This window comes from Aeromonas sp. s4 (genome assembly GCF_040907855.1).
Classification (GTDB): domain Bacteria; phylum Pseudomonadota; class Gammaproteobacteria; order Enterobacterales; family Aeromonadaceae; genus Aeromonas; species Aeromonas caviae.
In genome coordinates this window covers 44793-68675 of sequence record NZ_JBFOCP010000019.1, presented here as the reverse complement: position 1 = coordinate 68675, position 23883 = coordinate 44793, and the positions used below count along the sequence as shown (strand labels likewise).

At 63.5% G+C, this 23883-nt stretch carries 18 protein-coding genes and 3 tRNA genes; 8 read left to right on the top strand and 13 right to left on the bottom strand.

Annotated elements, in window-relative coordinates; translation table 11 throughout:
• The first annotated feature begins 116 nt into the window (after window positions 1-116).
• The 3 genes from AB5Y89_RS04595 (at window position 117) to AB5Y89_RS04585 (ending at window position 2666) form a co-directional block, all read left to right on the top strand.
• Window positions 117-605 (top strand): C40 family peptidase, encoded by a 489-nt coding sequence (locus tag AB5Y89_RS04595; RefSeq protein WP_039039319.1) that lies wholly within the window; start codon window positions 117-119, stop codon window positions 603-605.
• Window positions 606-756: 151 nt separating this feature from the next.
• Window positions 757-1704: a 23S rRNA (adenine(1618)-N(6))-methyltransferase RlmF gene (gene rlmF, locus AB5Y89_RS04590; RefSeq protein WP_182957602.1), complete on the top strand. Its 948-nt coding sequence runs from the start codon at window positions 757-759 to the stop codon at window positions 1702-1704.
• 236 nt (window positions 1705-1940) lie between these two features.
• On the top strand, window positions 1941-2666 hold the full coding sequence (locus AB5Y89_RS04585; RefSeq protein ID WP_010673529.1) for a MaoC family dehydratase: 726 nt from the start codon (window positions 1941-1943) through the stop codon (window positions 2664-2666).
• 63 nt (window positions 2667-2729) lie between these two features.
• Here the strand turns inward: AB5Y89_RS04585 and AB5Y89_RS04580 are convergent, their stop codons facing one another.
• Together AB5Y89_RS04580 and AB5Y89_RS04575 are read right to left on the bottom strand one after the other, a co-directional pair.
• Complete coding sequence (locus tag AB5Y89_RS04580) at window positions 2730-3713, bottom strand: DUF481 domain-containing protein (RefSeq protein ID WP_182958787.1); 984 nt, start codon at window positions 3711-3713, stop codon at window positions 2730-2732.
• Between the two features lie 22 nt (window positions 3714-3735).
• Window positions 3736-4653 carry a L,D-transpeptidase family protein gene (locus tag AB5Y89_RS04575; RefSeq protein WP_049636696.1) on the bottom strand — a complete coding sequence of 306 codons (918 nt, stop codon included), beginning with the start codon at window positions 4651-4653 and terminating at the stop codon, window positions 3736-3738.
• A gap of 340 nt (window positions 4654-4993) precedes the next feature.
• Here AB5Y89_RS04575 and AB5Y89_RS04570 point away from each other — a divergent pair.
• Window positions 4994-5083: transfer RNA gene (locus AB5Y89_RS04570), tRNA-Ser, on the top strand.
• Between the two features lie 380 nt (window positions 5084-5463).
• Here AB5Y89_RS04570 and AB5Y89_RS04565 read toward each other — a convergent pair.
• Entirely contained in the window at window positions 5464-8901 is a 3438-nt protein-coding gene (locus tag AB5Y89_RS04565) for an ATP-binding protein (protein ID WP_319885571.1), read from the bottom strand.
• Window positions 8902-9150: 249 nt separating this feature from the next.
• Between AB5Y89_RS04565 and AB5Y89_RS04560 the strand changes: the two genes are divergently transcribed.
• Together AB5Y89_RS04560 and AB5Y89_RS04555 are read left to right on the top strand one after the other, a co-directional pair.
• Window positions 9151-9226, top strand: a tRNA-Gly gene (locus tag AB5Y89_RS04560).
• 55 nt (window positions 9227-9281) lie between these two features.
• Window positions 9282-9355: transfer RNA gene (locus AB5Y89_RS04555), tRNA-Cys, on the top strand.
• 63 nt (window positions 9356-9418) lie between these two features.
• Here the strand turns inward: AB5Y89_RS04555 and AB5Y89_RS04550 are convergent.
• The gene (locus AB5Y89_RS04550) at window positions 9419-9706 is read right to left on the bottom strand and encodes a hypothetical protein (RefSeq protein ID WP_368222968.1); all 288 of its coding nucleotides are present in this window, start codon (window positions 9704-9706) and stop codon (window positions 9419-9421) included.
• A 214-nt stretch (window positions 9707-9920) separates the two neighbouring features.
• Between AB5Y89_RS04550 and AB5Y89_RS04545 the strand changes: the two genes are divergently transcribed.
• Window positions 9921-10121, top strand: a complete 201-nt coding sequence (locus AB5Y89_RS04545) for a YbfA family protein (RefSeq protein ID WP_010673543.1) — start codon at window positions 9921-9923, stop codon at window positions 10119-10121.
• Between the two features lie 255 nt (window positions 10122-10376).
• Here AB5Y89_RS04545 and AB5Y89_RS04540 read toward each other — a convergent pair whose 3' ends face one another.
• The 4 genes from AB5Y89_RS04540 to AB5Y89_RS04525 all read right to left on the bottom strand — a co-directional run bounded on the left by AB5Y89_RS04540 (window position 10377) and on the right by AB5Y89_RS04525 (window position 16574).
• Window positions 10377-13598, bottom strand: coding sequence for a transporter substrate-binding domain-containing protein (locus AB5Y89_RS04540; protein ID WP_368222967.1), 3222 nt, complete (start codon window positions 13596-13598; stop codon window positions 10377-10379).
• A 143-nt stretch (window positions 13599-13741) separates the two neighbouring features.
• Complete coding sequence (locus AB5Y89_RS04535) at window positions 13742-14509, bottom strand: class III extradiol ring-cleavage dioxygenase (protein ID WP_041213317.1); 768 nt, start codon at window positions 14507-14509, stop codon at window positions 13742-13744.
• A 298-nt stretch (window positions 14510-14807) separates the two neighbouring features.
• Window positions 14808-15278, bottom strand: coding sequence for an FKBP-type peptidyl-prolyl cis-trans isomerase (locus AB5Y89_RS04530; protein WP_010673545.1), 471 nt, complete (start codon window positions 15276-15278; stop codon window positions 14808-14810).
• 141 nt (window positions 15279-15419) lie between these two features.
• Window positions 15420-16574: a Na/Pi symporter gene (locus tag AB5Y89_RS04525; RefSeq protein ID WP_202039971.1), complete on the bottom strand. Its 1155-nt coding sequence runs from the start codon at window positions 16572-16574 to the stop codon at window positions 15420-15422.
• A gap of 251 nt (window positions 16575-16825) precedes the next feature.
• Between AB5Y89_RS04525 and AB5Y89_RS04520 the strand changes: the two genes are divergently transcribed.
• Complete coding sequence (locus AB5Y89_RS04520; protein ID WP_029314009.1) at window positions 16826-17218, top strand: hypothetical protein; 393 nt, start codon at window positions 16826-16828, stop codon at window positions 17216-17218.
• A 75-nt stretch (window positions 17219-17293) separates the two neighbouring features.
• On the opposite strand, the gene AB5Y89_RS04515 is transcribed toward AB5Y89_RS04520, so the two are convergent.
• The 5 genes from AB5Y89_RS04515 to AB5Y89_RS04495 form a co-directional block, all read right to left on the bottom strand.
• Complete coding sequence (locus AB5Y89_RS04515) at window positions 17294-18637, bottom strand: APC family permease (protein WP_039039328.1); 1344 nt, start codon at window positions 18635-18637, stop codon at window positions 17294-17296.
• Window positions 18638-19108: 471 nt separating this feature from the next.
• Window positions 19109-20452 carry an APC family permease gene (locus tag AB5Y89_RS04510; RefSeq protein WP_041214747.1) on the bottom strand — a complete coding sequence of 448 codons (1344 nt, stop codon included), beginning with the start codon at window positions 20450-20452 and terminating at the stop codon, window positions 19109-19111.
• A complete protein-coding gene (locus AB5Y89_RS04505; RefSeq protein ID WP_010673549.1) occupies window positions 20452-20589 on the bottom strand; it encodes a hypothetical protein in 138 nt (45 codons plus the stop codon). The genes AB5Y89_RS04510 and AB5Y89_RS04505 overlap by 1 nt, the downstream gene beginning before the upstream one ends.
• Before the next feature lie 233 nt (window positions 20590-20822).
• Window positions 20823-22112, bottom strand: coding sequence for a 4-aminobutyrate--2-oxoglutarate transaminase (gabT, locus tag AB5Y89_RS04500; RefSeq protein WP_042014742.1), 1290 nt, complete (start codon window positions 22110-22112; stop codon window positions 20823-20825).
• Between the two features lie 232 nt (window positions 22113-22344).
• Window positions 22345-23808 carry an NAD-dependent succinate-semialdehyde dehydrogenase gene (locus AB5Y89_RS04495; protein ID WP_368222964.1) on the bottom strand — a complete coding sequence of 488 codons (1464 nt, stop codon included), beginning with the start codon at window positions 23806-23808 and terminating at the stop codon, window positions 22345-22347.
• Window positions 23809-23883: the final 75 nt, after the last annotated feature.

Sequence of the window (23883 nt, the reverse complement as noted above, 5' to 3'; positions counted from 1 at the left end):
TTGCCTCGATAGAATTCTTGGATATAGTCGGGTGCTGTTGCCTTATAAATTGCCCTTTCGGGCTGCATTTTAACAAGTTTCACTCTTTTTGCGGGGATAAAGGATTGCGCCACCTGATGCTACTGCTGGTCGCGCTCGGAATGGTGGGTTGTGCATCGGCACCCCAACCCGAGGTCGCGAGCAAGATCGAGGTTTCCATGATGGAACCCGTGATTGAACCCGAAGTTTCGCCAACCCCTGACGTCAACGAAATCCTGACCGTATACAAAGAGTGGCGCGGCGTTCCTTACCGGATGGGAGGCAGCAGCCAGCGAGGCATCGATTGCTCCGCCTTCGCCCGTGAAGTGTTCCGCAATGCAGTCGGCATCGAATTACCCCGCGATACCCGCTCCCAGGTCCATGAAGGCACCCGGGTTTCCAAACAGGATCTGGTCGAAGGAGACCTGGTCTTCTTCAAGATCAACCGCCGCCTCAATCACGTGGGCATCTATGTCGGCAATGGCGAATTCATCCATGCCTCCACCCGCGCCGGGGTGACACGCTCCAAGCTCGACAGCAGTTACTGGCGCAGCAAATTCTGGCAGGCACGCCGGATAGACATCTGAGTCAGGCTGGACAAACGGCTCGCAGTACGGACTGTTTTTCCAACCTCACTTGAACCGGGCCCTCAGGGCCCGGTTTTTTTATGACCCTCGTTTAGACTTTCCCTGGTCGACTCTCTATAGTGTGGCCCCCTTGATCCTCGGCAGGTCCAGCATGACACCCCAGCAGAAAACCGGATTGCACCCGCGCAATCGCCATCAGGCACCCTACGACTTCGACGCGCTCTGCCAGCGTACCCCGGCGTTGACGCCTTTCGTGTTCACCAACGAGCACGGCACCCGAACCCTGGACTTTGCCGATCCGGCCGCCGTCAAGACGCTCAACCGGGCATTGCTGGCACTGCACTATGGCATTGCGCATTGGGATCTGCCCCCCGGCTATCTCTGCCCGCCCATTCCGGGCCGGGTAGACTACCTGCATCGAGCCGCGGATCTGCTGGCCGAGAGCGCGGGATGCGTACCGACGGGCAAGCAGGTTCGAGTGCTGGATGTCGGTGTCGGGGCCAACTGCATCTATCCCTTGCTGGGCGCCCGGGAGTATGGCTGGCGCTTCGTGGGCTCAGACATCGATCCTGTGTCGGTGAAGGCGGCGACCCTGCTGGCCACCAGCAATGGATTGGGCAACCAGATCACATGCCGTCATCAGGGTAACCCCAAGCATGTCTTTCGCGGGATCCTGGGGCCGAAGGAGCACTTTGCCCTGACTCTGTGCAACCCGCCGTTTCATGCTTCTCTGGCGGAAGCGAGCAAGGGGACGGAGCGAAAGCTGCGCAACCTGGGCAAGGGCCAGGCAGTGGCCGGGGCGCCCGTGCTCAATTTCGGCGGCCAGAAGGCCGAGCTCTGGTGCGAGGGGGGCGAGGCGGCGTTTCTGGCGGCCATGATAGAGCAGAGCAAGGAGTTTGCCAGCCAATGCCTCTGGTTCAGCTCGCTGGTGTCGAAAAAGGAAAATCTGCCTGCCGCACGAAAGGCGCTGGCTCGGGTGGGGGCGCAGGATGTCAGGGTGATCGACATGGCGCAAGGCAACAAGGTGAGCCGGATCCTCGCCTGGAGTTTCCTGGACGATGGGCAGCGCAAGACCTGGTGGACAGCCCAGGGGAGATGATCGAGGACGGGGATCAGTGGCGACACGGGCCCCGTCTCTTTTTCAGATCAGATGTTGATTCGTTTGCAGCCTTTCATTCAATCGTTTTCCTGCCCGTGTTTGCTCGCATGTTAGTGACCACTCTCGCGCCTGGTACAGGTGTACGCCGAGATTTTTTTGTACTTGCTGATGAAACTTTCATAAAATAGGACTGGTTAGACCTCTTTACAGGCTTTGAATCGAATAGGGATCGGTAAATGAAAGTTGTCGATTTTCTGAAGCACAAGCGCGAAATTCTGGCGCAACACCCCTTTGAGCTCAAGGATTGGCTCTCTCCGGCGATCCGCGACTACTGGCGTGAGTTTCAGCAAAAGGCACACCTTCACCCCTTGCTGGGAAGAGTGCTGGATCTGCAGGGGGAGTCCCAGGATGCCCGCCAGCAAGAGGCTGCCAGAGTAACCCAGGTCGCGAATGGCCAGCCTGCCCTGGCGCAGGATCCCGTGGTGGAGCTCGAAGGCGAAGCAGCGGCACTCTATGCCGAGTTGCAGACCCGCATCGGTGAAGAGACCCATGTAGGTGAGTGGTTGCAGGTCACCCAGGCGTTGATCAACCAGTTCGCGACCGTGACCGGCGATCATCAGTGGATCCACACCGATCCCGAGCGTGCGGCAGCCGAGTCTCCCTTCAAGACCACCATTGCCCATGGCTTCCTGACTCTGGCCCTGCTGCCCCAGTTGACCGGTTCGGTGGATGAGAGCACGCCGGAGTTCCCGACCGCCCGCATGGTGGTGAATTTCGGCCTGGAACAGGTCCGCTTCCCTTATCCTATCAAGGTGGACAGCAACATCCGCGCCCGTACCAAGCTGTCGCGTGTCACGCCCATCAAGGGAGGCATCGAGCTCCTCAAGGAGATCAAGATAGAGATCGAGGGGATCCGTCGCCCTGGCTGCGTCATCGAGTCGGTCACCCGGATCTATTTCTGACGCGCTCGTCTTGCACCCATGAACACAGGCCCACTTTGGTGGGCCTGTGTCGTTTCTGGCGGGTTAAAAACTCGCCCCCAGGGTGATGAGGTGACGCCACTCCTTCTCGCTCACATCCATGTTCAGGCCATGGTAGTCGAGCCAGGCATCGTCCCAATCCAGCTCGCTTGACCAGGAGAGACGCAAATGATCGCTGAAGTAATACCTGAGGCCCAGGCTGCCGCTGACAGACTGCTTTCTGGTCAGATAGGGGGATGGTTGGTCGACGAACCTTTCATAACTGCCCTTGCCAAACAGCTCGAACTTCTCTTCCCAGAGTGCCAAGGGTTGTCGGTAGTCCCAACCCAGGCTGACGAAGGGGTAATTGATGATCCTGTCGTCAAACAGGTCTGAGTTGCTCCACACCTCCGGCCTGAAATAGGCCCGCTCCAGGCCGAGCTGGCTGATGATCTCCAGCCGGCGTTGTCTGTCATTCCAGAAGCGGTATCCGGGACCGGAGGCATAGTCAATCTCCAGATAGCCTGCCTCGATCATGTTGTAATCGATGTCGACGGAAGATCGCAGGAACCAGTGATCGTCGAAGAAGAAGTCGAGCTTGGGTTTGAGCTTGTACTCGTGGCTGTCGGTGATGTTGTTTGCCGTTTCGTAGATGTACTCGCCATCCAGGCTGTAACGCCAGTCCAGATTGGCAAACTCGGTGGAGACCTTGAGATTGACGTTGTTGGTCTTCTTGGTGTTCTCCTTGAGCTTGATGTTGAGATCCCCGTTCCCCGTCAGCAGCCAGGCATTGGCCTCGTCAGGAGAGTCCAGCAGGGGGATCCCCGTCTTGGTGAGCGGCTTGGGTTTCTCCTGCTTGTCCAGACGCCAGCGTTTGATGGCGTGGCGCGGGACCGTCATGGCCTGGCTGTAGGCGGGCTTGATACGGATCTGCTCGTCCGTGATCTCCTCTATGGTCCCGCTCAGACGATCGCCGTTGCGCATCCAGAGGATGTCCGCCATCGCCGCGGAGCCAGGCAGCAGAAGCAACAGGCAAACCACATGACTGATTCTGTTCATGGTGGTCAGGCCTTCAGCCGCTCACGGGCTTGGGCAGCCCGCTCTTGTGCTCGAGCAGGGCGGTCACCCGGGCACTGTCGATGTCGGGGGCAGCGATGAACTGCTCGGCTTCGGGGGAGAGCACCAGCGGCGCCCCCTGTGCCATCTCCGCTTCGGTGCGGGAGAGGGGAGAGTGTACCTCCAGCCAGCGACGACCGTCGGGTTCCACCGCCATCTTGACCGGCTGGTTGATGACACGGACCGGGGTGCCGACGGGAACAAGACCAAACAGGGTTTCGATGTCATCCGGGCGCAGCCGGATACAACCCGCGCTGACTCGCAGACCGACCCCGAAATCCTTGTTGGTGCCGTGGATGAGGTAGTCCTTGTTGCCATAGCCAAGACGCATGGCGAACTTGCCGAGGGGATTGTCGGGGCCGGGGGGGACCACGGCGGGCAGATCGATCCCCTTCTGCTCCAGCCAGGATTTGCGGACCATGGGGCCGGGCACCCAGGTCGGGTTGGGATTTTTCGCGATGACGGTGGTGGTCATCTCCGGCGTCTCGCGGCCGATGTCACCGATCCCGATGGGCAGCACCATCACCTCCTGCTTGCCCTTGGGGAAGTAGTAGAGGCGAAGTTCAGGCAGGTTGATGACGATGCCTTCTCGCGGCACGTCGGGCAGCAGCATCTGGGTCGGCAGAGTGAGCCGGGTGCCCGGGGTGGGCAGATAGGGGTCTACGCCGGGATTGGCTTCGAGCAGTGCCAGAAAGCCTGTCCGGGTATGCTTGCCGACCAGTTCCAGATGATCGCCAGGCTGTACGATGTAATCTTCCAGGGCGCCGATGAGACGGCTGTCCGCTGGCGGCAGGGGATAGGTGTTGGACCAGACAGGTGCGGCCCAGAGGCTGGCGGCGGCCAGCAGCAGTGAGACGATACGAGTGTTGAGCATGGTTGTTCCTATCGGCTGGGGCGAGGGACGGGTTCCCTTCCAAAAAATGAGCAGAGATTGTCAACGAATCCCGCGGGGATTACCAGTCCGGCACCATGACTGCCGGGAGGGCGGTGGCGAGCGCGTCACAGGGTGTCACTGGCCCATCAGGCTCGCCATATTCACCCGCCCGGAACCGGGCACAAAGTGGAGGCCGTGAGTGGGGAGGCGCTGCCGGGTGAAAGTCACTGGCGTTGTGAGGGGCGGGATCGCCGGATGGCGGTTTTATCGCCAGTCGTCTGATCTGCAACGAGATTTACATTGATTTCCCGGCTAGGGTTGGGTCAATATGAGTGCCCGTGGAGAGATGCCGGAGTGGCCGAACGGGATTGACTCGAAATCAATTGTGGCAGCAATGCCACCCAGGGTTCGAATCCCTGTCTCTCCGCCATTTATTCCCCTCAAGCCCGCGCCCGTCGCGGGTTTGTCATTTCTACTGTCCATCCCCCGCCTCAGCCATCTCCCAATGTCTTTTCCGATTTGGGGCCTGTGGTCACGGGGTCGCGAAGTCTCACCCCATTCTCTCGAATGTCCATTCACCTGATTAGCCACTTGCCGGCCCAGACAGGTCTCCCGGGGTCATCACCAACATGGTGATGGGGCATGGGCCCGCACCTGCAGGGTCATCTGGCCGACCCCGCGAGCTCAGCCATCGCGATCCCCCTGATAGGCGCAGAAAGCCTGCGAGTGGATGTGTCCAGAGTTTGCTACTGGTGCTTGGTTTTCTATCCCGCAGCCATCATCAGAGCAACGTGGCTGCGGGTTGGAGACTCATGCCTTGCGGCTGGCGAGCTGGCGAAGGCGCTGGGTGCTCTGGTGCAGACTCTGGTGCTGCACCTCGTTCAGGGCGCAGTGCTTGAGCACGTACTCGGCGCTGGCCACCACCGTCTTCCAGCGCGGTGCCTTGGGCAGGGTGTCGAGGTTCAGGTACTTGTCGAGGGTGCGGGTCTGGGGACTGGAGCGGTCCATGTAGACCCGCCACAGCTTGCTCTTCTCCGCCAGCACTATCTTGCCCTTGCCGGTGCTCTGCTGCCAGGTCTCCAGGGTGAGACGCATGGTGTCCACCAGGGCGCGGCGCAGAGGTTCGTCATCCTGCTGGCGAATGAGATCGTCCGCCAGCGACCTGAACTCCCCTCCCAGCCGGCTCAGTTCCCCCAGCAACTGGCCATCCTCGATGATGGCCTGGCGAGAGAGGCTCTTGAGGGCGTTCTCCAGTGCAGCCATGCGATTGTCGTCCTGGCGCGGTTCGGTGCCAAGGGTCAGCGCATAGGCGTGCTGCCCCCCCAGGTTGATGGGCAGGGCGCGGGCGTTGAGGGTGTCTCGCTGGCCCGCCACCAGGAAGTCCAGCTCCCGCTCCGGCTGCGCGGTCATGTCGGGCCACTGGCTTGCCAGCGGGGTGGCCAGCCACTCGTCCAGCCTCTGCCCCTCCATGGCTTCCGGCTCCTGACCCAACAGGCGAGCCAGGGCCCGGGAGGCAAACAGCACCCCTCCTTGCTCATCGAGGAAGACCATGGGGTCGGCCCCCTCGCCAAGCAGGGCGAGGAGCCGCTCCTGATCCTGGTGCAGTTGCTCCTGGAGCAGCAGACGGTGCTCTATCTCCTGTTTGAGCAGGCGGTTCTCCACCAGGGAGGCGCGCCCGGCGCTGGCCTCCAGCAGGGCCCTCACCCGGGCGAACAGCTCCTCCTTGCAGAAGGGTTTCACCAGATAGTCGTTGGCCCCGGCGTTGAAACCTTCTTCAATCTCCTTGGGCTGGTTGAGGGCGGTGAGCAGCAGTACCGGCAGCTTCTCCTTGGGGTGCTGCTGGCGCAGACGGCGGCAGACGTCGAAGCCCGAGAGGGTGGGCATCATCACGTCAAGCAGGATGAGATCCACCGGCTCCTGAGCCAGCTTGGTCAGGGCGTCGTGACCGTCACTGCTGGGCAGGATGCGATAACCGCAGGGCTGCAGCAGGTGGCGCAGTATGTGCAAATTGATGGGCTCGTCATCCACCACCAGGATGACGGGGGCATCTTGCGGCGGGGGCGGCAGATCCTCGCTCTCCCAGTCCGGCAGGATGACGGGTTGCTGGCGCACCAGCTGGTGCTCTATCTGGCGGCTGTCGAGGGTCAGACTGCCCGCCTTGCCGCTGGCCAGCGGCAGGGTGAAGGCGAAGGTGGAGCCGACGCTCGGCTCGCTCTCCACGAACAGCTCCCCCCCCATCAGGTGCACCAGCTGGCGGGTGATGGAGAGACCGAGGCCTGCTCCCTGCTTGCTCACTTCCGGGCTCATCTGCACCAGGGGCTCGAAGATGTGCTCCAGATGGTCCCTGGCGATGCCGATGCCGGTGTCGGTCACCTTGATGCGCAGGAAGTTGCCCTCCACCAGGGCGCTCAGCACCACCTTGCCCTGGGGGGTGTACTTGATGGCGTTGCCCACCAGGTTGTAGAGCACCTGTTCGAGGCGCTGCTCGTCCGCCAGCACAGGGGGCAGTTCGGCGGGGCTCTTGTCCACCAGGGTGAGGGGCTTGGCCTGTACCAGATGCTGGCAGAGATCCAGCACCAGCCGGATGACCCCCTTGGAGGAGACCGGCTGGGGGTGGATCTCCAGCTGGCCGTAGCGCATCTGGTGGTAGTCGAGCAAGTCGTCCACGAGGCGGGCCAGACCGTCGGCGCTCTTGATGATGAGGCCGAGTTGTTTCTGCTGCCCTTCGGTCAGGTCCTGCTGGCTGGCGAGCATGGACTCGGCCATCCCCTTGATGCCGTGGATGGGGGTGCGCAGCTCGTGGGAGGTGTTGGCCAGGAGCTCGTCTTTGAGCTTGTCCGCCTGTTGCAGGCTGAGGTTCTGCTTGTGGGTCAGCTTGACCTGCTGTTGCAGCTCCTGGGTCTGGCGTTCGATGAGCTCGATCTTGTCCTTCACCGAACGCTGCATGTGGCGAAACGCCTGGGCCAGCCGGTCGATGTCATCGTCGGTGCGGGGGATGGTGATGGGGTGATCCAGAGCGCCGTCCGCCACCTGTTCGGCGGCGGCGGTGAGGGATCGCAGGGGCGCCGTGATGGAGTGGGAGAGCCAGCGGGAGAAGAGGATCAGCAGCAGCAGTGAGCCAGCTCCCAGCAGGATCACCAGGGTCTCGAGCTGGCGGATGGGGGCATAGGCCTCGCTGGTGGAGATCTCGGCGATGAAGGCCCACTCGGTATCGAACACCTTCACCTGGGTATAGGCGGCCAGCACCTCGTCATCGTGGTAGGAGAGGAAGGGGCCGACCCCCTGTTCCCCGGAGAGGGCCTTGATGATGAGGGGGGTCTGCAGCGGCCGGAAGTCGGGGCTGAAGCTGTTCTCCACGCTGAATTCAGGGGCGAGCCAGGCGTTGGCGCGCATCCGCTTGTCCGGGCCGATGAGAATGGTCTCGCCGGTTGCGCCGAGCCCCTCCCGCTCCGCCATGATCTGGTTGAGCTTGTCCGGCAGCAGTTCGAAGATGACCACGCCGCGCACATAGTCGTACTGCATCACGGGAGCGGCGAGGTAGGCGACCACCTGGCCGGTCAGCTCGTTGCGGCCAAAATCGGTGAACTCGAAGATCTGCTGGGGCTTCTGGCCGCCATCGAGGCGGCGCTTGATCTTGGCGAAGGTGTTGCCAAGACCGCTGGACTGGTAGGGGCCCGAGAGCAGGTTGGTGGCGAAGTTGGCCTGCTTGGTGACCGAGTAGACCACGTCACCGTTGAGGTCGACCAGGAAGATGTCGCTGTAGTTGGACTTGCGCACCATGTCGGCGTAGCCGCGATGGAAGCGCTGGTGGACGCGGCCATACATCTCGTCCGCCAGGATGAGGGCGCTGATGGAGGGCTCTATCTCCACCTGACTGTCAGGTTGTTGCAGCTTGTCCCAGGAGCCCGGCACATAGCGGGCCTGGGCGCGGGCGCGGGCCTCCTGCGGCGTGGTGCCGAGCTTCTCGAAGGCACCGGTGAAACCGTAGAAGCGACCGATACTGTTGCCGGCAAAGTCCTGCTGGGAGAAGTTGATGATCTGCTCCTTGAGGTTGCCGAAGTAGTCTTGCAGCTGGTTTTTCTTGATGTTGCGCACCGAGACCAGATGGTTGGAGGTCTGGGTGGTGAGATCCTTGCCGTGGCTATAGAGGAAAAACAGGGTGACGACCAGGAAGGGCACCAGGCCCAACATGAAAAAAGCCAGCATCAGCTGCGGTCTGAGCCCCCGAGGCCTGAAGTTCCATTTCATCGCATGATTTTCAATTGAGAATCCAGTTACTAAGCGCGATGAGTTTCTGACTAAAGGCTAACTATTTCAATGGCTTTATCTTAAATTCGCTCGTCGGGTCACAGGGAGCGGGGGGATTTTCGACCAAGGCGTCTAAAGGGTGAGCAAACAGCACGGGAAAGGGCTCAAAGTGAGAAAAAAGGGTTGTGCCCGGGCTCGGGGTACGTATAATGCGCCTCGTTGTCAGGCAACTGGCACGCAAGCAGTCATGCGGGAATAGCTCAGTTGGTAGAGCACGACCTTGCCAAGGTCGGGGTCGCGAGTTCGAGTCTCGTTTCCCGCTCCAATACTCCATGGCACCAACCATGGACATCACTCTCAAGGCAATGCCTTGTCAGCATGGCGCGTTAGCAAAGCGGTTATGCAGCGGATTGCAAATCCGTTTAGTCCGGTTCGACTCCGGAACGTGCCTCCATCTTCTCCCTGTTTTCCATATCCCTGACGTTGTCCATCCGCCATGGCGGCCTAGGATGATGCTTCATTGCATATCAGTCAGCCGTGAACAACCCTCCCGTTGCCACGTCTTGTGCAGATGCTGATCCATCTCGGCCAATGCCTCGCCCCTGGATCCGGACCTCTCTTCGCCCCCCTGTTCTGCCAGCGCGGCCATCTCCTTTATCAGCAAACCGCATTGCCACAGGCTGGCGGTGGGGACCCCGTGATAGGGGATGTCGATGGCATCGTCACGATTGAGCCGCCACTCCTGCCACTGGCTCCAGGCGAGCACGCCCAATGCCCCCAGCAGCACTGCATCCACAAGTTTCATCCTGTGTTCTCCCGTTCTGGTCCAGTCCTCGTTAACTCTGGAACAGGGGCCGCGTTTTTCCACCTTTGTTGTTTTTTAGTTAAAGAATGTAACCCGGTTTCATTTTTAGGCTTTTAGCCCCATTTTTTATCAAAAAATGGCGCTGTCGGTGTAGTAATCCTACAATGATTGGCGTAATCTTTGTTCAGTGGTCTTACCAGTGAGGCGTTACATCATGTTTCATCCCTTCTCCCTGACTCAGATAATCCTTCGCCGCATCTTTGTCCTGATGGCGGGTCTGCTCGCCTTCCCGGTGATGCTGTTTCGCCGGGATCGCGCCCGTTTCTACAGTTACCTGCACCGCATCTGGAGCAAGACCAGCACCAAGCCGGTCTGGCTCAAGATGAGCGAGCGAGGGGAGCGGATCTTCTACTGATCCTCCCCGTGACGCCCGCTTCACCCGGCGCCAGACTGGCGTGACAGGCAGGGCGCACCTCCCGATATAAAAAAACCGACACCCTGGTGTCGGTTTTTTTATGGGGCTCGAACCGCCACCGGCCTTGTATCCATGGCTGGTCCACGTTGTCTCTTGTCCCTGTGGGCGACCCTTTATGCGGCAAACGCCGGCGCACTCTCAGCCGCACTCTCAGCCGCGCCCGTGCGACATGACGGGAGGAAAGGCTGGCGGTACTCAGGGCGCTGGCCCCAGGGTGGCCAGCGCCGCGCGCAGACGGGCGAGGCCGATGGGCTTGAACAGGCAGTCGTTCATGCCGGCGGCGAGGCAAAGCTCCCGCTCGCGAGGCTGGGCATGGGCGGTGAAGCCCCAGACGGGCAGGTCATGGCCAAGGGCACGCAGGCTGCGGGTCAGCTCGAAGCCGTCCATCACCGGCATCTGGCAGTCGGTGATGACCAGATCGAAGGGGTGGCTGGCGAGGGCGCGCAGGGCCTCCAGGCCATTGCTGCGCACACTGACGTCGTGTCCCAGGTGCTTGAGCTGCTGGCGCAGCAGGATCTGGTTGGCGTGATTGTCATCGACCACCAGGATATGCAGCCGATGGGGGAGGGGTTGAGCCTGGTGGGGCTGGGGCGCCGGCATTGCCGTGATCGGGGCGGGGGGTTGCTGGGCGAGCGTGAGGGGCAGCCTTATCTCGAGCCGGGTGCCTTCGCCGACCTGGCTGTGAACGGCTATCTCCCCCCCCATCATCTGGCACAGGATGCGGGCGATGTTGAGGCCCAGCCCGCTGCCGGGGAACTGGCCCTGGCCGTGGGCGCGATAGAAGGGGGTGAAGAGCCGGGGCAGCTTGTCCGCGGGAATGCCGGCTCCGGTGTCGGTGATGGTGAGGTGCAGCACAGGAGGCTGCTCGCCCCCGGTCAGGGTGGCGGTAATGGCGACCCGGCCCTGCTCGGTGAACTTGATGGCGTTGCCGATGAGATTGAAGAGGATCTGGCGCAGGCGAAGGGGATCGATCAGCACCCTTGGCATGGGGGTGTCGGGCAGCCTGACCTCATAGAGCAGCCCCTTCTGCTCGGCCATGCCCGCAAAGACCCGGGTGACGGACGAGAGCAGGGGAGCGAGATCGCAGGGGGTGGGAGTCAGGGTCATCTGGCCCGCCTCTATGGAGGCGATATCCAGGCTGTCCCCCAGCAGATCCAGCAGGCCGTTGGCGGAGTCGGCGGCGATGCGCAGCAGCTCGCCGCTGTGACGGCTGAGAGCGGGATCCTCGGTGGCCAGCTCCAGCATGCCGAGGATGGCGTTCATGGGGGTGCGGATCTCGTGGCTCATGGTGGCGAGGAAGTCGCTCTTGGCGCGGCTGGCGCTGTCGGCCTGCTGTTTGGCCTCGCGCAGCGCCTCTTCCAGCCGCTTGCGGTCCGTGATGTCTATCCAGCCGTCGATCACCCCGCTGATGGCCCCCTCCCCGTCGAAATAGGGCACCATCCAGTGATAGATGTCGCTCTGGGTTCCCCTGTGATGGAAGAGGCGATCCGCAAAGATGGGCTGCCCCTCCTGCAATACCCTGGCAAAGTCCTGCTCCAGCACGGCGATGCTGCCTGCATCGATCACCCCTGACAGCCCCTGGGCGAAGGGCTGACCCAGGATGGCCTTTGGCTCGGCGCCGAGCTGGGTCAGGTATTTGCTGTTGCACAGCAGCACCTTGCCGCTCTTGTCCCGCACGACGATGGGGTGGGGCAGGCTCTCCCCCAGTGCCCGGATGAACCTGACATGGGCCTCCAGTTGCTGGCGGGAAGCCTGCTCGGCGCTGGCCATCCGCTTGAACATGCGGTTGCGATAGAGCAGCACCAGCGCCAGGGTGAGGAGCCCCACGAACACCAGGTAGACGATGTGGGCGTGGCGATCCATGAAGCCGGGCACCGGCAGTTTGCGGTTGCGCCACTCGTAACTCATCATGGCGAGCTCGTTGGGGGGGATGGCGAGGATGGTCTTGTCGAGGATCCCCATCAGCATCCCCTGTCCGGGCAGGCTGGCAAACCCCATCCGGATCGGCTCGTCATCGGCGGGGCCGGCGATGCGCAGCGGGCTCTGGGGGTCATTGTCCAGCGCATGGCGGGCAAAATAGAGGGGCACGATGGCGGCATCCACCCGTCCCTGGGCGAGCACTTCCATTGCCTCTGCTGCGCTCTCCACCTGGGTGATGCGGCTGCCCTCCAGTCTCTGTGCGAGGGGCACATGGTGCGTCATCGCCACCGTCTTGCCCGCCAGACTCCGGATGGTGTCGATCCCTTGTTCCTCCTGGCGGGTGAGGATCACATAGATGTTGTCGGTGGCGTAGGGCACCGAGGTGCGCAGCCCGTAGTGTTCAGCCACCTGCTGGGAGATGGCGCCGATGAGGTCGATGGCGCCTGACTGCATGGCTTTTGCCAGCTGACGCTCGGAGTCTGCCCGCACGAACTCGACGGTGAGGCCGGTGCGTGTGCGGATCTTGTCCAGCATGTCCACCGTCATGCCGACCAGCTGGCCGTCATGATCCAGGGCGCCATAGGGGTAGAGGTTGTCCATCAGCCACACCCTGATGGGGGGCGCTTGCCGCATCCAGGCCCGCTCGGCGGCATCATAGAGATCGGCGCTTCGCTCGTTCATGTCGCGGATGGGCCCGTTCCACTGGGTGAAGAGGGTGTTGCGCGCCCGGTCGTCGATGGCCGCCAGCCCCCGGTTGACCAGGCTGAGCAGGGCGGGCTCGGTGGCCGGGACGGCAAAGCGGAACTCGGCAGGCGCCAGTTCGGGCGGGGCCTCGCCCCGCTGGCGAAGGTTGTCGAAGCGCTCGCTGTTGAGGTAGTGGGTGGCGTGGGCATCCCCCAGCAGGATGTCGTCGCGGCCGAAGAAGACCGCATCGAACGCCTCCATGTTGGAGGGATAGGTCACCAGGGTGAGGGTGGGGTAGTAGCGGCCAAAGCGCGCCCTGTCTATCTGATCCCGGACGGCGGCCACCCGCTGTCCCGGTGTGAGCAGTGCCCCCCGATAACGTCTGGGCACGGAGAAGACGAGGGGGCTGCTGAAATAGGGGTTGCTCAGGCGGATCGCCCGGGTGTCACTGTCCGCCAGGGTGAGATTGCCGAGGCTGGCGAGGTGTATCTCCCCCCGTGCCAGGGCACGGAGCAGGTGCGCCTTGTCGGGGAAGGCGCTCAGGGCAACGGGTTTGTCCAGCATCCGGGCCAGCAGGTCGATGTAGTCGGCACTGAGCCCCTCGACGCGCTGGCGAGCGATCATGGTGAAGGGGCGGTAGTCCTCTTGCAGGATGCCGACCCGCAGTTGGGACTGCTGGCGCAGCCATCCGAGCTCCGCCTCCGACCAGCGGGGAGGCAGCGGGGCAGGATCGTAGCGGCTGTGCAGGGTCAGGGCCTGCACAGGTTGAAGGCAGAGCAGACAGAGCAGGATCAGTGTTCGATATAGGTTCATCTAGCCACCCGACGCGACAGCCATCCCTGCCAAGCCTCATCCAATGGCGGCCATTCTACCGGAAAATGGCTATAACGAGTCCGCTATTTCGCCACGCGCGTCGGCGGCAGCACGGCAAGCAGGGCGGCCTGGCCGCCCCGCCCTCAACCGAACTGGTAGGCCCCCATGTAGAGGCTGCCGTAATCCCAGCTGTCGTGCAGCTTTCGGGGTCTGTCGGCCCCCGCCGCGCCGAGCGCCACAAACAGGGGGCGCAGGTGATCGTCGTGGGGATGGGATTCCACCGCGCCCGGCGCCCGGGCCCGGTAATCTTCCAGCGCCCCCCTGTCTCCCTCTGCCATGGTCTGCTCCAGCCAGCGAGCAAACTGACTGGCCCACTGGGGAACCGGCGAGCCGTCCGGCCCGAGGGCACGCAGGTTGTGGGTGATGGCGCCGGAGGCGAGGATGCCGATCCCTTGCTCGCGCAGCCCCTGCAATGCCTCCCCCAGTTGCCACAGCTGGGCCGGGGTGAAGCTGGCCGGGATGGCGATCTGCACCAGGGGGAGTTCACTGTCCGGATCCATCAGGGAGAGGGGGGACCAGACCCCGTGATCCAGCTCGCGGCGCACCGGGGTGGCGGGCAGGCCGGCCAGCAGCAGCTGATCGCTCACCGCTTCCTGCAACCATTGCGGGCTCGTCGCGGGCCAGCGGATCTGGTAGAGGGGCTCGGGGAAGCCGTAGAAGTCGTACATCAGGGCCGGGCTGGGCTCGACGTTGATCTGCAGCTCGCTTCGGCTGAACCAGTGGGCCGAGATCACCACCAGCCCTCTGGCACCCTCGAGGCGCAGTTGCTTCAGGAACCGGGTCGCGGGCTGATCGCGCAGGACCAGATCCGGGGCGCCGTGGGAGATGAACCAGACAGGGGCGATAGACATGACAGACTCCATATGCGTTGTGCCGATGCGCGCGGCGCACCGACAACCCGAGGCCAGGGCGACATGCCGCTGACGATGTGGTCATTATCTGCCCCTATTGATGGGTTAACAATCAGGCTTTAAGGATAAGCACTCTTCACTTTTGGTTGATAGTCTGGCGTCAGGGCGAGGGAGACCGGGGCAGAAACGACAACGCCGGCGCAGTGCGCCGGCGTTGTGATCAGGGTCCGTCGGACGTGGCCTCTGACGGGATGCCCCGCAGCGCCGCCTCCAAGATCAACGCGTGCCCAGGGCGGGTTTATTGAATGCCCAGCAGCTCCACGTCGAAGATGAGGACTGAGCCCGGCGGGATCTTGCCGGCGGCGCGATCGCCATAGGCCAGGTTGGCGGGGATGTAGAAGCGGGTCTTCTCCCCTTCCACCATCAGTTGCACCCCTTCGGTCCAACCCTTGATCACCTGGTTGAGGCCGAACTCGATGGGTTCGCCACGGGCGACGGAGCTGTCGAACACGGTGCCGTCCAGCAGCTTGCCCTCGTAGTGCACCTTCACCTTGCTGGTGGCGGTGGGGTGAACGGTACCGGTGCCCGGGGTCAGCACTTCGTACTGCAGGCCGGAGGCGGTGGTGGTCACCAGGGGTTTTTCCTGGTTGCTGGCGAGGAACTCGGCCCCCTTGCGCACGTTCTCTTCCGCCAGCTTCCGGTTGTTGCTGCTGGAGTAGAAGTAGTAGGCGGCGCCGGCGATAAGAAGGGCTATCAGAATGAATTTCATCGGGTTTTCCTGTTCCTTGAAATCAGAGTGCGAGTGAGGTGGCATCTTATCCCAGCCAGGGGGAGAGGGCGAGGGGAGGCGCCCCGGGATGTGACCTGGCGGGCAAGGGGGCGGGGGCAGCTGAGTGCCCCCGCCGCGGGGTTACTTGACGGCCACCATCATCAGGGCGGGCAGGGCGAAGAAGAGCCCGGCCACGTAACCCAGCGCCAGCAGCTTGTTCTCGCTGCCGACCCGGGCCAGGGCTTCGGCGGCCTTGATGGGCAGCTCCCGCAGGAAGGGTACCCCGTAGATGAGCACCACGGCGAAGAGGTTGAACAGCACGTGGACCAGGGCGATGGTCAGGGCGAGCTGGGCACCGACACCGCTGATGGCGGTGGCGGCCAGCAGGGCGGTGATGGTGGTGCCGATGTTGGCCCCCAGGGTGAAGGGATAGAGCTGGCGGGTGCTGAACACGCCGCCTCCCGCCAGGGGGATCATCAGGCTGGTGGTGGTGGAGGAGGACTGCACCATCACGGTGACCAGGGTGCCGGAGGCGATGCCGGTGAGCGGGCCACGGCCCAGGGCCTTGTGCAGCAGTTCCTTGGCACGACCCACCATGACCTGTTGCAGCACCTTGCCAAGGGCGGTGACGCAGAACAGGATGAGCAGAATCCCGATGAGAATGGTGGCGATGGCGCCCCCCTTGCCCGGCAGGAAGGCGACGGCACCGTCGATGAGATCCAGGGACGGGGAGATGAGGGGCTTCATGAAATCCATCCCCTTCATCGACATGTCGGCGGAGCCCAGCAGCAGGCTGGCAATCCCTTCCGCACTCTTTTGCAGCAGACCGAACATCAGCTCCAGGGGCAGGAAGATGAAGACCGCCAGCAGGTTGAAGAAGTCGTGCACGGTGGCGGCGGCGAAGGCGCGGCGAAACTCGCCTCTGTCCCGGATGTGCCCCAGGGAGACGATGGTGTTGGTGATGGTGGTGCCGAGGTTGGCCCCCATCACCATGGGGATGGCCATGGCCATGGGCAGGCCCCCTGCCACCAGGCCGACGATCACCGAGGTGACGGTGCTGGAGGATTGCACCAGGGCGGTGGCCAGGATGCCGAGCAGCAGCGCGACGAAGGGGTTGTTGGCAAAGGCGAAGATCTGGGCCGCGCCCTCGGCGCCGCCGGAGAAGCCCTTGAAGCCGTGGGAGACGGCGCCAACGGCGACCAGGATCAGGTAGATCAGCGTGATCACCGCGAGCCAGTTGAACAGGGGGCCGGGACGACGGATCTGCTGGGGTGCGGAAGATGCGGTGCTGTGCATATGGCCTCTTGGGGTCGTTCTGCGTTGAAAATGGACGGGCGCATTACAACAAGGCTCCATGACAGAAATATGACAACGTGACACTTTTATGATGCTTTGGTGACAGGGCGGCAGGGGGCGTCGCAGACAAAAGGTGTCGGAGCAAACGCCGATATGACGCCATCCGGCTCATCACCGGCCCCCGCCCTTGCACTGGGATCCCAGGGTTATATGCTGCCGGACTTTCCTGTCTTGAAACTGAGGAAGTGATGATGCGTGCATGGGTTTTGTGCCTCTCCCTGGGTCTGCTGTCTGCCGGTGCGCAGGCCAGCGTGTTCAAGTCCGAGTGCAACCTCGACAAGGCGGTCAGGAACGAGGCGATGAACGCCACCCTGGGGGTCAAGGGCAACTGCGATGCCGACAAGCTGGTGCGCAAGCAGAAGGAGAAGGCCAATGCCGAGGTGAAGAAACACACCACGGACGTGCTGGACAAGAAGACGGCGGGACTGAAAGAGACCAGGCAGCACACCAATGCGGCCCTGAACAAGCAGAGTGCCGGTGTGAAGCAGGCGCAGGACAAGGTCAACCAGACCCGCAAGGATGTCAACGCCGTGACCAGGGATCCGGTCAAGGCGGCCGCCACGGCCGTGCTCAATCAGGGGTGAGGGTCCGCGCACCGGACGTCTGAATGCAAGAAGGGGAGCCATGGGCTCCCCTTCTGTTTGGGCGTGTGTGCCGACTTACTGGCCGTCGGCCGCTTCCTCGTACTGACGGAAGGGGATGCGGAACACGGCGAGGCGCAGGAAGAGGTAGGTGACCCCGATCCCCGCCCAGATGAGGCCAAGCTCCAGGGAGCTCTGCTCCAGGTTGATCCAGAGGGCGCCGATGGTGGCGGCCCCCAGCAGCGGCAGCACCAGGAACAGCAGGTGCTCCTTGAGGCTCTTGTTGCGCTTCTCGCGCACCCAGAACTGGCCGATCACCGAGAGGTTGACGAAGGTGAAGGCCACCAGGGCGCCGAAGTTCACCAGGGCCAGGGCCATGTCCAGATCGAAGGAGACCGCGGAGAGGGCCAGGGCCCCCACCAGCAGCACGTTGATGGCCGGGGTGCGCCAGGTGGGGTGGATATAGCCGAACACCCGCTCCGGGATCATGCGATCGCGCCCCATCACGTAGAGGATGCGCGACACGCCGGCGTGGGCCGCCATGCCGGAGGCCAGCACGGCCGCGGTGGTGCACACCAGCACCACGCTCTGGAACAGGGTGCCACCCACGTAGAGGGCGATCTCCGGCAGCACGGCGTCCGGCTCCTTGAAGCGGGCCAGATCCGGGAAGAAGAGCTGCAGGCTGTAGGAGACGGTGACGAAGATGATGCCGCCGATGAGGGCCGTCAGCACGATGGCACGGGGGATCACCTTGCCGGCATTCGGGGTCTCTTCGGAGAGAGAGCTCAGGCCGTCAAAGCCCAGGAACGAGAAGCAGAGGATGGTGGCGCCGGTGAACAGCGGCAGCATGCTGGCAGACTCCACATGGAACGGACGGCTGCTCATCAGGGTGCCGGCCCCTTCACCGTGACTCAGTCCCCAGGCGATGAGGCCGAGGAAGGTGACGATGATGGCGATCTGGATGAAGACGATGAAGCCGTTGAGGTTCGCCACCAGCTTGATGCCGCGCAGGTTCAGGAAGGTCATCACGGTCACCAGACCGAAGATGAAGATCCAGGGCTCCACGGTGGGGAACATGGCGGTCAGGTAGATCTTGGCCAGCAGGATGTTGATCATCGGCATGAACATGTAGTCCAGCAGGGAAGACCAGCCCACCATGAAGCCCACATAGGGGTGAAACACCTTCTGGGCATAGGTGTAGGCGGAGCCTGCGGACGGGAAGCGGCGCACCAGGTGGCCGTAGCTGAACGCGGTCAGCAGGATGCCGCCGAGCGCCAGCAGGTAGGCGGTGGCCACGCGACCATCCGTGATGTCACCGACGATGGCAAAGGTATCGAATACCGCCATGGGCGTGAGGTAAGCCAGACCCATCACCACGACCTGGAACAGGGTGAGGGTCTTGAGCAGCTTGGCACCGGCCATCACGCTTTCTCCTCTGCACAGGCCCCGTGGGCGAGATGGGACGGGATCAGGGACGCGGGAACGCGTCGCTGGACACAGGGGGCGCCCATCTGTGGCACAGATGCGTGGCGCACGCCGGCGGGGACCGGCAGGAAAGCAGTGAAATGCCCCATGTTTTTCCTCACAACGTCGGGAGATTGCTTGGCAATCTGGGTATCAATTCCGGCACATGGCCGGCCTCTTGGTGAATGGTGGTGTGCCCCAGAAAAGCAAAGAACCGATGTTGTTGAAACATCGGCTCTCAAGGGGCGCCGTATTGTGCCCTCAGGGGGGGGGAGGAGACAAGCGAAAAAGGCCGCCAGCGGGGAATTTGTTCCCCCCGTGAGCGATCACTTCGCCACCGCTGCCGAAAAGTCGATGACAACCTTGTCATCAGGCGGGACCCTGCTTTGCCGCCATGTGAAACCGGCGCCCTGGGGGCGCCGGTTTCGCTCAGGAGGCGTCCTGCTCGGGGCGGCCGAGGCGGACCCGGAACACGGTGAGGCGCAGCAGCAGGTAGATGGCACCGAGGGCGGCCCAGATCAGCCCCAGCTCGAAGGAGGCGGGCTCCAGGTTGAGCCAGAGCACCCCGATGCAGGCGGCGCCGCACAGGGGCAGGGCGAGGAACAGCAGGTGATCCTTCAGGGTCTTGTTGTGACCCAGCCTGAGATAGAAGTGGGCAATCACCGCCAGGTTGACGAAGGTGAAGGCCACCAGGGCGCCGAAGTTGATGAGCGCCAGCGCCATCTCCAGATCGAAGGCCACCGCCGAGAGGGCCAGCATGCCCACCAGCAGCACGTTGAGAGCCGGGGTCTGCCAGGTGGGGTGGATGTAGCCGAAGACGCGGCTCGGCAGGGCGCGATCCCGGCCCATCACGTAGAGCAGGCGCGACACCCCGGCGTGGGAGGCGAGCCCCGAGGCGAGCACCGCCACCGTGGTGCAGACCAGCACCACCGCCTGGAACAGCTTGCCGCCCACATAGAGGGCGATCTCCGGCAGCACCGCATCCGGCTGCTGGAAGCGGGAAATGTCCGGGAAGAAGAGCTGCAGGAAGTAGGAGACGGAGATGAAGAGCACGCCGCCGATGAGGGCGGTGAGCACGATGGCGCGGGGGATCACCCGATCCGCGTTCGGGGTCTCCTCCGACAGGGTGGTGATGGCGTCAAACCCGAGGAACGACAGGCAGAGGATGGAGGCGCCGGTCAGCAGGGGATTGATGTGCATCTGCTCGGAGAAGAAGGGGCGGCTGCTCGCCACCGTGCCCAGCCCCTCGCCGTGGCTCACGCCCCAGGCGATGAGGCCGATGAAGACGGCGATGATGCTGAACTGCATGATGACGATCAGGCTGTTGAAGTTCGCCACCAGCTTGATGCCCCGCAGGTTCAGGAAGGTCATGACGGCGGCCAGGGCCAGGATGTAGGTCCAGGGGGCCACGCCGGGGAAGAGGGCCTCCATGTAGATCTTGGCCAGCAGCATGTTGATCATGGGCATGAACATGTAGTCGAGCAGGGAGACCCAGCCCACCATGAAACCCACATAGGGGTGGAACACCTTCTGGGCATAGGTGTAGGCGGAGCCTGCCGAGGGGAACTTGCGCACCAGGTGGCCGTAGCTCATGGCGGTGAACAGCATGCCGATGAGGGCGAGCAGGTAGGCGGTCGGCACATGGCCTTCGGTGATCTCGGTGACGATGCCGAAGGTGTCGAACACCGCCATGGGGGTGAGATAGGCCAGCCCCATGATGACCACGTGCCAGAGTTTCAGGCTTTTTTTCAGACCGGCGGGGTGCGGGTGCATCAGGCGATCCCCCGCAGGCAGGCTGACGGGATCAGGCTGACGGTGAGGTCATCCTGTACGGTGGGGGCGCCAGTCCGGGATGCGGACGGATGGCGCAGACCGGCGCGGGCCGGCAGGAAAGCGATGATATGCCCCATGGAGTTCCTCACTAAGAAGCGGGTGTCGTGAGATGGCGTGCCACCTCGTTATCATTTCCGGTCTGTTCCGGCCTCGTTATGGATTTGTTTGGCGCAAAAAAAGAACCGGGCTCCGATGAGCGGACGGTCCTTGAATACGGCGGCGCATTGTGCATTCGTGATGCCCCCTTGACAAGCATATCAAGGGAGCAAAAACGCATTTTTTTGCACGTGGGCGAACGCGGTCTTCCGGATCAGGCCAGGGAGGCGGACAGGGCCTGCTCCAGCAGGTCGAGCCCCTCGTCGACGATGGCCGCCGGGGCGGTCAGGGGGGCGAGGAAACGGATCACGTTGCCACGCACGCCGCAGGCCAGCAGCACCAGCCCCCGCTTGCCCGCCTCGGCCACCAGCCGCTTGGTGAGATCCGGGTCCGGTCTGGCGGCATCCCCCTCCTTCACCAGCTCCATGGCCACCATGGCGCCGGGGCCGCGGATGTTGCCGATGCAGTCAAACCGTGTCGCCAGCTGGTGCAGGCGCGCCTTGATCTGCTCCCCCTGGGCCAGGGCCTTCTGGTTCAGGCGCTCCTCCTCGATCACCTCCAGCACCGCCAGGGCGGCGGCGCAGGCGATGGGGGAGCCGGCGTAGGTGCCCCCCAGGCCACCTGGCTTGGCGGCGTTCATCACCTCGCTCTTGCCCACCACGGCAGAGAGCGGGAAGCCGCCGGCCAGGCTCTTGGCGAGGGTCATGATGTCGGGTTCGACACCGCTGTATTCGGTGGCGAAGGTCTTGCCGGTGCGACAGAAACCGGTCTGGATCTCGTCGCAGATGAGCAGGATGCCGTGCTGGTCGCACACCTGGCGCAGGCGCTGCATGAAGCTGGCGGAGGCGGGGTAGAAGCCCCCTTCCCCCTGCACCGGCTCGATGATGATGGCGGCCACCCGGGTGGGTTCGATGTCGGCGCTGAAGCAGAGATCCAGCGCGGCCAGGGCATCGTCTTCACTCACTCCCAGGTAGTCGGCGGGGAAGGGGAGGTGATAGACCTCCCCCGGGAAGGGGCCGAAGCCGGTCTTGTAGGGCACCACCTTGCCGGTGAGGGCCATGCCCATCATGGTGCGGCCGTGGAAGCCCCCCTTGAAGGCGATGGTACCGCTGCGACCGGTGTGGGCGCGGGCGATCTTGATGGCGTTCTCCACCGCCTCGGCGCCGGTGGAGAGGAAGAGGGTGCGCTTGGGGGTGGGGCCGGGCACCAGGGCATTCAACTTCTCCGCCAGCTCGATATAGCCGGAGTAGGGGGTGACCTGGAAGCAGGTGTGGCTGAACTTCTCGAGCTGCTCGCGCACCGCCGCCACCACCTTGGGGTGGTTGTGGCCGGTGTTGAGCACGGCGATGCCGGAGGCAAAGTCGATGTAGCGGTTGCCCTCCACGTCCCACAGCTCGGCGTTGTGCGCCCGGTCGATGAAGACCGGCAGCAGGGTGCCGACCCCCTGGACCACGGCCGCTTCGCGGCGGGCCTGCCACTGCTGGTTGTTGCTTGAATGACTCATCTTTCCTCCCTGAGGGGCATGGGCCCCCGCTGTTCCTGTGCCATCTGGCCATATGTGTGCCGCCAACTGCCCTCGGGCAGGGCGGCCTGTTCGCAAAAGGGGGCCCCGGGCGTGCCCTCAGGGCCCACAAGGCGCTCGGTCGTGACCGGCGACCCCCTCTTTCTATCTGTAAAAGCGATAGGCTGCGTCATAACGCATCTGTTTTAACGATGCGATAGCCCTTTCATTTCCCTCAGCGAATGCCGCCAAAGCAGAGGTATTTGGTCTCTAGGTACTCCTCCAGCCCTTCGGCCGCCCCTTCCCGGCCCAGTCCCGACTCCTTGATCCCGCCAAAGGGGGCCAGTTCGGTGGAGATGATCCCCTCGTTGATCCCCACCATGCCGTATTCGAGCCCCTCGGCCACTCGCCACACCCGGACGATGTCGCGGCCATAGAAGTAGGCGGCCAGGCCATAGGGGGTGTCGTTGGCAAGCGCAATGGCCTCGGCTTCCGTCTCGAAGCGCACCAGGGGGGCGACGGGTCCGAAGATCTCCTCGTCCAGAATGGGGTTGCCCCGGGTGACCCCGGTCAGGATGGTGGGGTGATAGAAGAGGGGACCGGCGGGGTGGGCGTCGCCCCCCACCAGCACCCGGGCACCGGCGGCGACCGATTGCTGCACCAGCTCGGCCACCTTGCTGGCGGCGGCCGGGTTGATGAGGGGCCCGATCTGGACGCCCTCGCCCATGCCGTCCCCGACCTTGAAGGCTTTGACCGCGGCGGCGAGCTTCTCGGCGAAGGCGTCATAGACGCTGGCCTGCACCAGGATGCGGTTGGCGCAGACGCAGGTCTGGCCGGCGTTGCGGTATTTGGACGCCAGGGCCCCGGCCACGGCGGCGTCGAGGTCGGCGTCGTCAAAGACGATGAAGGGGGCGTTGCCGCCAAGCTCCAGGGAGAGGCGCTTCATGGTGTCGGCGCACTGGCGCATCAGCAGTTTGCCGATGCGGGTGGAGCCGGTGAAGGAGAGCTTGCGCACCACGGGGTTGCTGCACAGCTCGTTGCCCACCGCGCTCGCCTGATGGGAGGTGACGATGTTGATGACCCCGGCGGGAATGCCCGCCTGCTCCGCCAGTACCGCCAGCGCCAGGGCGCAGAGGGGCGTTTCGGCGGCGGGCTTGATGACGATGGTACAACCGGCGGCCAGCGCCGGACCCGCCTTGCGGGTGATCATGGCGATGGGGAAGTTCCAGGGGGTGATGGCGGCCACGACCCCCACCGGCTGCTTGATGGTGGCCAGGCGCCGATCGGCGGAGAAGCCGGGGATGGTGCGGCCATAGGCACGCTTGCCCTCTTCAGCGAACCACTGGATGAAGCTGGCGCCGTAGGCCACCTCTCCTTTGGCTTCCGCCAGCGGCTTGCCCTGCTCGCAGGTCATGATACGGGCGAGCTCCTCCTGGTTGGCCATGATGCGCTCGAACCAGGCGTAGAGTTTGCTGCTGCGCTCCTTGGCGGTGAGGGCCGCCCAGGCGGGTTGCGCCGCGTGGGCCGCCGCGATGGCGAGGCGGGTGTCCTCCCCGTCCATGTCGGGCACCTGGGTGATGACCTGGCCGGTGGCCGGGTTCAGGACCTCGAACCGGCGCCCGCCCAGGGACTCGCACCAGCGGCCGTCGACATAGGCCAGGGATTTGATCAGGGAGAGAGCAGGTTGTGATGCTGACATATGTAAGGGGCCTCGATAGTGGGTCTGGGTGGCGCGTTTATGTGGGCACCGCCGTATAGAATAATAAGCACGTAA